A 12,573-nucleotide genomic window follows, 5' to 3' on the forward strand; every position below is an offset into this window, starting at 1 on the left:
GGACTCATGCGATTCGCCTTCAAGACCTCACCGCAGAACACCACCTGGTCGGACATGCTGGCTGTCTGGCAGGCCGCCGACGACATCGACGTCTTCGAGTCCGGCTGGACCTTCGACCACTTCTATCCGATCTTCTCCGACTCCACCGGTCCGTGCCTGGAAGGGTGGACCACGCTGACGGCGCTGGCCCAGGCCACCACGCGGCTACGGCTGGGCACCCTGGTCACCGGTATCCACTACCGCCACCCCGCGGTGCTGGCCAACATGGCCGCCACTCTCGACGTCATCTCCGGTGGGCGGCTCGAGTTGGGTATCGGCGCCGGCTGGAACGAAGAGGAGTCGGGCGCGTACGGGATCGAACTGGGCGGTCTCAAAGAGCGTTTCGACCGGTTCGAGGAGGCCTGCCAGGTGCTGGTCAGCCTGCTCAGTCAGGAGACGACCACCTTCGACGGCAAGTTCTACCAACTCAGGGACGCCCGCAACGAGCCGAAGGGACCGCAGCGGCCGCACCCGCCGATCGCCATCGGGGGCAGCGGAGAGAAGCGGACCCTGCCGATCACTGCGCGCTATGCGCAGCACTGGAACTTCGCCGGCGGCACCGCCGAGGAGTTCGCCCGCAAACGCGACGTGCTGCATGCGCGCTGTGCCGACATCGGACGGGACCCGACAGAAATCACGCTCTCGGCGCACCTGGGATTGGGGTCCGACCGCGACTACCACCAGGTGATCGAGACGGCGGCCGCGCTGGGTGCCGAGGGGTTGGATCTCGGCATCGTCTACATCGCTCCGCCGCACGACCCCGCCGTGATCGAGCCGCTCGCCCAAGCTATCCGGGAGTCCGGGCTGCTGAGCTGAGCAAACACTCGGCGGCTAGACAGCGAAGCGCAGCAGGTCCTCGGTAGTCACCAGCCGCTCACTGCGCGCCGGAAACTCGCGGCTCTTGACGGGGTGGCGAAACAGCGACCACGCGATTCGACCCATCTTTGACCTGGGAACTGGGTTCATGTGCACGATAACTACTCCTGCGATCGGGTTAACGCGATAGGGGCTCAAGGCGACCCGAAATGTGCCTTATGTATTGGGACTGTGTGATGCGGCCCACAGTCAGTTATTAGACACCTGAGGCTCTGGCAAACGCCGGAAGGCACGCCGACGATTTATCAAATGTTTCAGATGTGACTGGTGTGGTTAGCGCAGTGGCGCAGCGGTCGGCTTGATGGGCGCCGGCAGGGCGGTGGATCCCATCAGGAAACGGTCCACCCCGGCCGCTGCGGCACGACCCTCGGCGATCGCCCAGACGATCAGGGACTGACCCCTGCCCATGTCGCCGGCCACGAACACACCCGGCACCGAAGTGTCGAAATCGTCGCCGCGGGCAACGTTGCCACGCTCGGTGAGCTTGACCCCGAGGTCGGTCAGCAACCCCGGCTGCTCGGGGCCGACGAAACCCATCGCCAGCAACACCAGGTCCGCTTCGAGCACGAAGTCGGAGTCCTCGACCTTGACGAACTTGCCGTCCTGCATCGTCACCTCGTGCACCTTGAGCGCGGTGACGTGCCCGTCCTTGCCGATGAACTCTTCGGTGTTGACCGAGAACACCCGTTCGCCGCCCTCTTCATGGGCTGAGGCGATCCGGTACATCAACGGATAGGTGGGCCAGGGCGTCGACTCGGCGCGGGTCTCCGGCGGACGCGGCATGATCTCGAACTGGTGGATGCTGGCCGCGCCCTGACGGTGGGCGGTGCCCAGACAGTCGGCACCGGTGTCGCCGCCGCCGATGATCACCACCTTCTTGCCCTTGGCGGTGATCGGCGGCTCGCCGTCGGGGCCTAGTACGTCGTCCCCCTCCTGGACCCGATTGCCCCACGGCAGATACTCCATCGCCTGGTGGATGCCGTCCAGGTCCCGGCCCGGCACCGGCAGGTCGCGCCAGGCGGTGGCGCCCCCGGCCAGCACGACCGCATCGAAATCGGCCAGCAACTGCTCGGCGGTGAGGTCCTCCCCGACGTTCACGCCGGCCTTGAACTCGGTGCCCTCGGCCGCCATCTGCTCCAGCCGCCGGTCCAGCACACGCTTTTCCATCTTGAACTCGGGGATGCCGTAACGCAGCAACCCGCCGATCCGGTCCTCCCGCTCGAACACCGTGACATGATGCCCGGCCCGCGTCAGCTGCTGAGCCGCCGCCAAACCGGCGGGGCCCGAACCCACCACCGCAACGGTTTTGCCGGTATCGCAGTGCGGCAGCAGCGGTTTCACCCAGCCCTCGTCGAAGGCCCGGTCGATGATCTCCAGCTCGATCTGCTTGATCGTCACCGGCTCCTGATTGATGCCGAGCACGCACGCCGGTTCGCATGGCGCCGGGCACAGCCGACCGGTGAAGTCGGGGAAGTTGTTCGTCGCGTGCAGGCGCTCGATGGCATCGCGGAAGTGGCCCCGTCGTACCAGGTCGTTCCATTCCGGGATCAGGTTGCCCAACGGACAACCGTGGTGACAGAACGGAATTCCGCAGTCCATGCAGCGAGTCGCCTGATGCCGCAAGGTGTCGACGTCGAACTCCTCGTACACCTCGTGCCAGTCCTTCAACCGCAACGGGACCGGCCGCCGCTTGGGCAGCTCGCGGTGCGTGTACTTCAGGAAGCCGGTCGGGTCAGCCATGAGCCGCCGCCATGATCGCCTTGTCCACGTCCACACCGTCGCGTTCTGCTTCGGCGATCGCCGACAGCACCTTCTTGTAGTCCCGCGGCATCACCTTCACGAAGTGGCGCTGCTGGCCCCGCCAGTCAGCCAGAATGCGTTGGCCCACAGCGGAATCGGTGGCATCGACGTGCGCCTCGATGATGCCCTTCACGAACTCGGCGTCCTCGTCGTCCAGTGTTTCCGGGTCCACCATCTCGATGTTCAAGTTGTTCGGCAATTCCTCGTCGGGATCGTAGACATAGGCCACACCACCGGACATGCCGGCGGCGAAGTTGCGGCCGGTACGGCCCAGGATGACCACCCGCCCACCGGTCATGTATTCGCAGCCGTGGTCGCCCACACCCTCCACCACGGCGTGCGCACCGGAGTTGCGGACAGCGAACCGCTCGCCGACCACACCGCGCAGGTAGACCTCGCCGCTGGTGGCACCGAACAGAATCACGTTGCCCCCGATGATGTTGTCCTCGGCCACATAGCCCTCGGGCGCGTTGTCCGACGGCCGCACCACGATCCGGCCGCCGGAAAGTCCCTTGCCCACGTAGTCGTTGGCGTCACCGTAGATGCGCAACGTGATGCCCCTGGGCACGAACGCGCCGAAGCTGTTGCCGGCGGACCCTTCGAAGGTGATGTCGATGGTGCCGTCCGGTAACCCTTGGCCGCCATAGGCTTTGGTCACCTCGTGGCCGAGCATGGTACCCACCGTGCGGTTCACGTTGCTGATGTTGGTGGAGAACCGGACCGGCTTCTGCGAATCCAGCGCCTCGCGGCTCATCACGATCAACTGCTGGTCCAGCGCCTTGTCCAGGCCGTGGTCCTGGCGCGAACTGCAATACAGATCCTGATTCATGAACGCCGACTCGGGCTCGTGCAGCACCGGGGTCAGGTCCAGTCGGTGCGCCTTCCACAGCGCGCGCGCCAGGGTGGTGTCCAACGCCCCGGCCTGACCGACGGCCTCGTTGATGGTGCGGAAACCCAACTGAGCCATGTACTCCCGCACTTCTTCGGCGATGAACATGAAGAAGTTCTCCACGAATTCCGGCTTCCCGGCGAACCGCTCCCGCAGCAGCGGGTTCTGGGTGGCCACCCCCACCGGGCAGGTGTCCAGATGGCAGACACGCATCATGATGCAGCCCGCCACCACCAAAGGCGCTGTGGCGAAGCCGAACTCCTCGGCGCCGAGGAGCGTCGCGATCATCACGTCGCGTCCGGTCTTGAGCTGGCCGTCCACCTGGACCACGATGCGGTCACGTAAACCGTTGAGCAGCAGGGTCTGCTGAGTTTCGGCCAGACCCAACTCCCACGGGGCACCCGCATGCTTCATCGACGTCAGCGGGGTCGCGCCGGTACCGCCGTCGTGCCCCGAGATCAGCACCACATCGGCGTGCGCCTTGGAGACTCCGGCCGCAACGGTGCCGACGCCGTTCTCGGACACCAGCTTGACGTGCACGCGCGCCGACGGGTTGGCGTTCTTCAGGTCGTGGATCAACTGTGCGAGATCCTCGATCGAATAGATGTCGTGGTGCGGTGGCGGCGAGATCAAGCCGACGCCGGGTGTGGAGTGCCTTACCGACGCGACCCACGGATACACCTTGTGCCCCGGAAGTTGGCCGCCCTCACCGGGTTTGGCGCCCTGAGCCATCTTGATCTGGATGTCGGTGCAGTTGGTCAGGTAGTGCGAGGTGACGCCGAACCGCCCGGAGGCGACCTGCTTGATCGCGCTGCGTCGCCAATCCCCGTTGGCGTCGGGGTCAAAGCGCTTGACGTCCTCACCGCCTTCGCCGCTGTTGGACCGGGCACCCAACCGGTTCATCGCGATGGCCAGCGTCTCGTGCGCCTCGGCGGAGATCGAGCCATAGCTCATGGCCCCGGTCGAGAAGCGCTTGACGATCTCACTGGCCGGTTCCACCTCCTCGATCGGTATCGAAGGACGCACGCCCGCACGGAATTTGAGCAGCCCGCGCAGCGATGCCATCCGCTCGCTCTGGTTGTCGACCAGCCGGGTGTACTCCTTGAAGATCGAATACTGGCCGGTGCGAGTGGAGTGCTGCAGCTTGAAGACGGTCTCCGGGTTGAACAGGTGGTACTCGCCCTCGCGGCGCCACTGGTACTCCCCGCCCACCTCGAGTTCGCGGTGCGCACGCTCGTCGGGGCGGTCCAGATAGGCCAGCGCGTGCCGGGTCGCGACATCGGCGGCGATGTCGTCCAGCGTGACACCGCCGGTCGGACAGGCCATACCGGTGAAGTACTCGTCGAGCACATCCTCGGAGACGCCGACCGCCTGGAACAGTTGCGCACCCGTGTAGGACGCCAGCGTCGAAATGCCCATCTTGGACATCACTTTGAGCACGCCCTTGCCGGCGGCCTTCACGTAGTTGTTCAGCGCCTTATTGCGTTCGATGCCCTCGATGACGCCGCGGTCGATCATGTCCTCGATCGACTCGAACACCAGATACGGGTTGATCGCCGCAGCCCCGCACCCGATCAGCAGCGCCATGTGGTGCACCTCGCGGGCGTCACCGGATTCCACGACGAGACCCACATGCGTACGGGTCCGGTCCCGCACCAGGTGGTGGTGCACGCCCGACACCGCGAGCAACGACGGAATCGGCGCCATCGCCTCGTCGGAGTTGCGGTCGGACAAGATGATCACGCGTGCCCCGTCGGCGATGGCCGCCGACGCCTGCGCCCGCACCTCGTCCAGCGCGGCGGCCAACCCGGCGCCCCCTTCGGCGACCGGGTACAGACAGCGAATCACTGTGGACCGCATGCCATGTGGCCGCCCGTTGACTTCGTCCTCCGGGTTCAGATTGATCAGCCGGGCCAGCTCGTAATTGCGCAGGATCGGCTGCGGCAGCGCGATCTGGCGACAGGAGTTCTCGTCCGGCGTGAGCAGGTCGCGCTCTCCGCCGGTGGTGCCCTGCAGACTGGTGACGACCTCTTCCCGGATCGCGTCCAGGGGCGGGTTGGTCACCTGGGCGAATAGTTGGTGGAAATAGTCGTAGAGCATCTTCGGACGCTTGGACAGCACCGCGATCGGCGTATCGGTACCCATGGAGCCCAGGGGCTCGGCGCCGGTGCGGGCCATCGGCGCCACCAGCAGGTTGAGTTCCTCATAGGTGTAGCCGAAGGCCTGCTGCCGCATGACGAGACGGTGATGCGGCATGCGCACGTATTTGTTGGCCGGCAACTTGTCGAGCGGAACCAGACCTTTGTCCAACCACTCCTGATAAGGGTGCTCGGCGGCCAGCTGGGCCTTGATCTCCTCGTCGGCCACGATCCGGCCCTGGGTGGTGTCCACCAGGAACATCCGGCCCGGCTGCAGCCGCATCCGCTTGACCACCTTGGACGGGTCGACGTCCAGCACACCGGCCTCTGAGGCCATCACGACCAGGCCGTCGTCGGTGACCCAGATTCGCGACGGGCGCAGACCGTTTCGGTCCAGCACGGCGCCGACGATGGTGCCGTCGGTGAACGTGATCGACGCCGGGCCGTCCCACGGCTCCATCAACGAGGCGTGGTACTCGTAGAACGCCCGCCGGGCGGGATCCATCGACTCGTTGCGTTCCCAGGCCTCGGGAATCATCATCAACACGGCGTGCGGCAGCGACCGGCCGCCCAGGTGCAACAGCTCGACCACCTCGTCGAAGCGCGCGGTGTCGGACGCCCCGGGGGTGCAGATCGGGAACAGCTTCTCCACGTCGTCTTCCGAACCGAAGACGTCGGTCTTGATCAGCGCCTCTCTGGCCCGCATCCAGTTTTCGTTGCCGGTGACGGTGTTGATCTCTCCGTTGTGCGCCACCCGCCGGAATGGGTGCGCCAACGGCCACGACGGGAACGTGTTGGTGGAGAACCGGGAGTGCACGATGCCCAGTGCGCTGGTCACCCGGTTGTCCTGCAGGTCGAGATAGAAGGCCTTGAGCTGCGGGGTGGTCAACATGCCCTTGTAGACCAGCGTCTGGCCGGACAGGCTCGGGAAATACACCGTCTCCCGGCCCGGTCCGTCCTGGCCGGGGCCCTTGGTGCCGAGTTCGTGTTCGGCCCGCTTGCGGACGATGTAGGCGCGACGTTCGAGCGTCATGCCCGAGGCGCCGGCCATGAAAACCTGGCGGAAGGTGGGCATCGCATCGCGTGACAGCGCGCCCAGCGACGAGTCGTCGGTGGGCACGTTGCGCCAGCCGAGCACCTGCAGACCCTCGGATTCGGCGATCTTCTCGACCGCCGCGCAGGCGGTGGCGGCGTCCTTGGCCGACTGCGGCAAAAACGCGATGCCGGTGGCATAGCTGCCCGCCTCCGGCAGTTCGAAGTCCACCATGTCCCGCAGGAACGCATCGGGCACCTGGATCATGATCCCCGCGCCGTCACCGCTGCGCGGTTCGGCGCCGGCGGCACCGCGGTGTTCGAGGTTGAGCAGCGCGGTGATGGCCTTGTCCACGATGTCGCGGCTGCGCCGGCCGTGCATGTCCACGACCATGGCGACCCCGCACGAATCGTGTTCGTATGCGGGGTTGTAAAGCCCGACGCGCCTGGGCGTCATACCCACCTAACCCTTCAGCAGACTTTCTGCACCGCCGCTTTGCGGATCGACTTTTCCTGATCGAGGAGCCGCACCCGGAGGTTGCGGGCTAAGCCCCTGCGCTCTGGTCGATAGGCTGTCCGCCTAGCGGAGATAATCCGGTCAGGACTTCGTCCGTGCAGCGCTGAACGGTCGTCCTGTACCTGGTCTCGACAAGTCTTAAAACGATAGGACAAAAACCGCCTGACATGCCAACTTACCCATACTAACTTGCCTGCTCGCAGGGCCGTAAATTCGCCGTTACCAGCATTTGACAGCCGTGCGACGTCCGGTGTCGATGGTGGACCGCTCCGGCGGCCGGCCCGGTCGCCCGTCCCGGTTTGCTGAGTGCGCGGGTTGGGCTGCCGATCCGTCGTCGTCGGCTGCCGGACCAACAGTCACACCGGCAACACCGTAGCCGAAAAGGCGTGGCAGCCAAGTCGGCCGAATCGAGATCGGCCGCGTTCGCGCCGGGCGGGAGCGGTCAACCCGTCGGGTAGGCGAGTTTGCGCAGATCTGGTTGTTGCCCACGAGCGGCCGGGTTGCGTCCCGGTGTGGGAGTCACCCGGTTCAGCCCGAGCTGCGGGTGGTCGATACTGGGGTGAAGCGTCCGGCGCCGGCCGATCGGACCGTGGGGTTCATCACGCGGGAATCGGAAATGGCCAGGCACCGGCGTGCCGATCCGCCGCCGTCGCACCCCGAGGAGCCCATGAACGAGCCCCAGGAATTCCTGCGCAACCGCGTGCGGCCCGACCAGCCGGTGCCTGCGCGTCCGCCCGAGGCACCGCCCGCCTCCCCGCGTCCGGCGCCGACCACGGGTTTCCGGCCGCCGGTCCCGCCCCGTCCGCCGCACCCCGCCCCCAGCCCGCCGGCAGCGACCGAGACCCCACGAGCGACATTCGCCCCGCCGCCGCCGGCCGAAGACGCCACCCCACCTGCTGCAGTGCCCGAGCCCGCGCCGCGCGCCGTGCCGCCCCCGCCCCCGCCCCCGCCAGCCATGCCCGCCGCGCCGCCCGGCCCGGTGCAGCACCGACCGCCCCCGGCACCGCATCCGACGCCGAGCCCGCACCGAAGCCCAGCGCCGCCGCAGCGCCGTGACGTTCCTCCGCCGATCTCCTGGCCGGGTACCGGGGCGGCGCCGGCGCGCCGATCCCAGCCCGCACACCGCGGCTGGCGGCGCGTGGTGCAGGTGGCCACCTTCGGGCTCGTTGACCCCGGCCCATCGGCCGCGCAACGCAGCGCCGCGCAATTCGAGGCGGCCATCCGAGTCGCGCTGCACGGCAACCACAAGGTCGGCGTCCTGGGCAAGGGTGGTGTCGGGAAGACCTCTGTCGCCGCCAGCGTGGGCTCGATCCTGGCCGAGCTACGCCAGCAGGACCGCGTGGTCGCGATCGACGCCGACACCGCGTTCGGCCGACTGAGCAGCCGCATCGATCCGCGTACCACCGGCTCGTTCTGGGAGTTTACCGCCGACAAGAACCTGCAGACCTTCGCCGACGTGACGTCGCGGGTGGGCCGCAATGCCGCCGGCCTCTATGTGCTGGGCGGTGAGCCGGCGGCGGGTCCCCGCCGGGTGCTGGATCCGGCCGTGTACCGCGAGGCTGCGCTACGGCTGGACCGCCACTTCGCGATCTCGGTCATCGACTGCGGCTCCACCATGGATGCTGCCGTCACGCGGGAAGTGTTGCGCGACTTGGACGCGCTGATCGTAGTTTCCTCGCCGTGGGCGGACGGCGCCGCCGCTGCGGCCAAGACGGTCGAGTGGTTGGCCGACCATGACCTTCGGGATCTGCTGCAACGCAGCGTGGTCGTGCTCAACGACTCCGACGGCCACGCCGACAAACGCACCCGGTCATTGTTGGCTCGCGAGTTCGTCGACCACGGCCAGCCGGTGGTCGAGGTTCCCTTCGATCCCCACCTGCGACCCGGTGGCGTCATCGACGTCACCGAACAGCTGGCGGCGGCGACGCGCCTGAAGTTTCTCCAGGTCGCGGCGATGATCACGGGCTATTTCGGATCGCGGAACCCGGCCGCGCCGACGGATCGCTTTCGTGACCAGCCGGTCCCGAATCGTCAGCCCGATCCGGCGAACGTCAGCACCCCCCCGGGCCGGCAGGACCGCTGACCAGCATTCGTCGCATCACGCCGACTGGGCGGCGATCCGCTCCCGGACCGGGAAACCGTTGCGCTCGGCCAGCGACCGCAGTTGGTTGAGCGCGAACGTCCGCGCCCGGCCGGAGTCCGGGATCACCACGCCGGCCCAAAGGCCTTCCGCGCCAGGCAATTCCACCGCTTCCTTGGCACACAGCCACCGGCGCGGGCACGCCCGGCACAGGGTCTTGGCCTCGGCGTCGGGCGTCGTGGTCCAACGGTCGGGGTCTTGGGTGCACACGCCCAGCTGCGGGACCGAAGAGAGAGTCGTTGCGGTCATGTCTTTACGTTCCTCCATAAAGCGTTGCAGGTTGTGCCCCTCTGCCGCAGAACGGTATAGCAATAACCGTCGCAGTGCAACAGTTTGTTTATGACCATGCTGAGGACGGCGCTACGTTTTGCGGAGGCAGCCCTCGCCTACTCGACGAAACCTGGTATCACCAGGGGTTTTTTCCTGCCAATTTGCTGTGGGTTTGCTCGTGAACGGCTGGTCCCGGCGACCACCGCCAAAGAAGTGCGCACCGACATGTGTGCTTGGCGTTAGGCTTAACCGTAGCGGTAGACCGGTTATAGCGGGATGCGCCGCACCATCTGACCGCTGAGAAGAGCGTAGCGAAGGTATAGCAATGAAAGGGTGCAACGGTTACGATGTTGGCTAGCGGAGGGTGCGTGCGGCCGGCCGCTCTGGAATCCACGAGCGAGGACTCTCCGCAGATGCCTGACACCGAGTCGACCGTCGGTCCAGCTGCGCTGGCCGCGCTCAAGCTCGACGCCGCGCGACCCGCCAGGATCAATATGCGCACCGTGTCCCACATCCGGTTCGGCCAACTCACTGGAGGCAAGGCGTTGACGTTCGAAGCCGTCAGGCCGTCCAATTCGCCTGAAGAGCACGCTCGGGACCGTCCGGCAGGACACGAGCCGGTCGACCAGTCCCCCGAAGTCGATCCCGGGCTGGCCCGGGCCGGCGCCGCCGCGGCGGCGCGTCGGCGCGAGCTCGACATCAGTCAGCGCAGCCTCGCCGCCGACGGCATCATCAACGCGGGTGCGTTGATCGCCTTCGAGAAGGGCCGTAGCTGGCCCCGCGACCGGACTCGCGCCAAGCTCGAAGAGGTGCTGCAGTGGCCGGCCGGGACGATCGAGCGCATCCGTGACGGCGAGGCGGTCGCCACCCAACCCGCGCCGGCCCCGCCGGTGCCGCCACCACCCCCGCCGACGGCCGACGGCCCGGCATCGCTGATCGCCCAGGCGGTGGCCGCCGCCGTGGACACCTGCAGTTTGGCGATCGCCGCATTGCCCGCGCCGGAGGATCCCGAATTCACCGAGCGCGCAGCGCCCATTCTGGCCGATTTGCGCCAGCTCGAGGGAATCGCCGTTCAGGCCACGCGGATCAGTCGGATAACGCCGGAACTCATCAAGGCCATGGGCGCCGTGCGTCGCTATCACGACGAATTGATGACCTTGGGTGCCACGGCTCCCGGCGCCACGCTCGCGCAGCGGTTATATGCCGCGCGCCGGCGTGCAAATCTTTCCGCCCATGAAACGGCCCTCGCAGCCGGAGTCAGCGAAGAAACGATCGTTCGTGCCGAGGCGGAGGAAGTGTTGCCGCCGGACGCCGCCGCTGCGATCGAAGCACTTATCAGCCAGATCAATTGAAATGAGCGGGATGGTACGGGGAACGTCGTTGTTGCCCCGGTACTCCGTGGTGCGCGGGTACCTGCCGTGCCCGCGAAACATCCACTCCCACCAGAAAATTCGTGCATTGAGCTCGGTCGCAGCGCTGTTAAGCTCGACACACGATGCGAAAGTGCATAACGAAAATCGTCCGTGCACGCCAACAGCCAACGTAAGGAACCACGCAAATGTCGGGTAGCGCGATTTGCAAGACCACCAGCAACTTCATTTACACGCAGTTGTTTCTGCTGGGCGACGGCATTCCCGACCCGGGCGACGTTTTCAACGCCGGCTCCTCACTGTTCAAAGGCGTGGCCGACAAGATCGGCCTCGCCATTCCGGGCACCAACTGGATCGGCCAGGCCGCCGATGCCTATTTGAACCAGAACACCGCGCAACAACTGCGTGCCAAGCTGATGGGTGAAATCGACGATTTGACCGGCAACCTGATCTCGAATCAGGCCGAACACGTCGAAAGCACGCGCAAGGTGCTACGCGCGATGAAGAGCATGGTCGACGGCGTGTACAAGGCCTGCAAATGGTGTGAAGACAACCTCTGGATCGTCGGCGACGCCCTTTCGGTGGCGATGGCGATCCCGGCCTGCGCACTGGCGATGACGGTTGTCGGCGGCGCCCTGCTCTACCTGACGATCATGACCGCCATGAACGCGTTCAACATGATCGGACTCGGCGGCCGGCTGCTCGACATCTTGACGAACCTGCCCAAGCTGGCCGGGCTGATTCCCGACATCATCGGCGGCATCATCGACACCATCTGGCCGCCGAAACTGCCCGACCTCCCGATCCCCGGCCTGCCCAACATCCCGGGCCTGCCCGAGTTCACCTGGCCGCCGCAGGTCGGTGTCCCGGACTTCAACCTGCCGATCCCGGGGCTGCCCGAATTCCAGTGGCCGTCCATCCCCGGCCTGCCCGACTTCGGCGGCGTCATCCCCGACCTCGGCGGCCTCATCCCCGGCTTCCCCAACCTGCCCGGCCTGCCCAGCATCCCCGACGTGTTCCCCGGCCTGCCCGGGCTGGGCGACCTCTTCCCGGGCGTGGGCAACTTGGGCAAACTGCCCACCTGGACCGAACTGGCCGCGCTGCCGGACTTTTTGGGCGGCTTCGCCGGCCTGCCCGTGCTGAGCTTCGGAAACCTGCTCAGCTTCGCCCAACTGCCGGGCGTCGGGCAGATCAGCTCGACCATGGGCCAGCTCCAGCAACTCATGGCTGCCGGCGGCGGCCCGGGTCAGATGGGCAACATGGCCAGTCAACAGGCGCAGATGATCTCCTCGCAGGCCCAGCAAGGGGGCCAGCAGGACGACCGGGACGACCAGGGTGCGGGCGCGGCGGCCGGGGTTGCCGGCGGCGAGCGTGCGCCCGTCGATGTGGGAACCGGCGGCCAGAGCCAGTCGGGCACCGTCCTGTAAGTCCAAGCAGTCGGCCTCAACTCGGCCAAACCCCTAACAAGCCAATGCCATAGCGAGTAAAAAAGTTAAACGTAG

7 protein-coding genes are annotated in these 12,573 nt (G+C 66.6%); 4 read left to right on the forward strand and 3 right to left on the reverse strand.

Going from position 1 to position 12,573, the window contains the following annotated elements:
- Positions 1-6: 6 nt before the first annotated feature.
- Positions 7-855 (forward strand): LLM class F420-dependent oxidoreductase, encoded by an 849-nt coding sequence (locus tag AC5Y6Y_RS18140; protein ID WP_473138669.1) that lies wholly within the window; start codon positions 7-9, stop codon positions 853-855.
- A 333-nt stretch (positions 856-1,188) separates the two neighbouring features.
- On the opposite strand, the gene AC5Y6Y_RS18145 is transcribed toward AC5Y6Y_RS18140, so the two are convergent.
- Complete coding sequence (locus AC5Y6Y_RS18145) at positions 1,189-2,655, reverse strand: glutamate synthase subunit beta (RefSeq protein ID WP_463826231.1); 1,467 nt, start codon at positions 2,653-2,655, stop codon at positions 1,189-1,191.
- Positions 2,648-7,231 carry a glutamate synthase large subunit gene (gltB, locus tag AC5Y6Y_RS18150; protein WP_463826232.1) on the reverse strand — a complete coding sequence of 1,528 codons (4,584 nt, stop codon included), beginning with the start codon at positions 7,229-7,231 and terminating at the stop codon, positions 2,648-2,650. The genes AC5Y6Y_RS18145 and gltB overlap by 8 nt, the downstream gene beginning before the upstream one ends.
- A 727-nt stretch (positions 7,232-7,958) precedes the next feature.
- On the opposite strand from gltB, the gene AC5Y6Y_RS18155 reads away from it, so the two are divergent.
- The gene (locus AC5Y6Y_RS18155) at positions 7,959-9,374 is read left to right on the forward strand and encodes a MinD/ParA family ATP-binding protein (RefSeq protein WP_499918388.1); all 1,416 of its coding nucleotides are present in this window, start codon (positions 7,959-7,961) and stop codon (positions 9,372-9,374) included.
- A gap of 15 nt (positions 9,375-9,389) precedes the next feature.
- Here the strand turns inward: AC5Y6Y_RS18155 and AC5Y6Y_RS18160 are convergent, their stop codons facing one another.
- On the reverse strand, positions 9,390-9,680 hold the full coding sequence (locus tag AC5Y6Y_RS18160; RefSeq protein ID WP_463826234.1) for a WhiB family transcriptional regulator: 291 nt from the start codon (positions 9,678-9,680) through the stop codon (positions 9,390-9,392).
- Positions 9,681-10,195: 515 nt separating this feature from the next.
- On the opposite strand from AC5Y6Y_RS18160, the gene AC5Y6Y_RS18165 reads away from it, so the two are divergent.
- Positions 10,196-11,053 (forward strand): ESX-1 type VII secretion system transcriptional regulator EspM, encoded by an 858-nt coding sequence (locus tag AC5Y6Y_RS18165; RefSeq protein WP_463826427.1) that lies wholly within the window; start codon positions 10,196-10,198, stop codon positions 11,051-11,053.
- Positions 11,054-11,259: 206 nt separating this feature from the next.
- On the forward strand, positions 11,260-12,498 hold the full coding sequence (locus tag AC5Y6Y_RS18170) for an EspA/EspE family type VII secretion system effector (protein ID WP_463826235.1): 1,239 nt from the start codon (positions 11,260-11,262) through the stop codon (positions 12,496-12,498).
- Positions 12,499-12,573: the final 75 nt, after the last annotated feature.

It is taken from the genome of Mycobacterium sp. NGS24 (assembly GCF_059813065.1).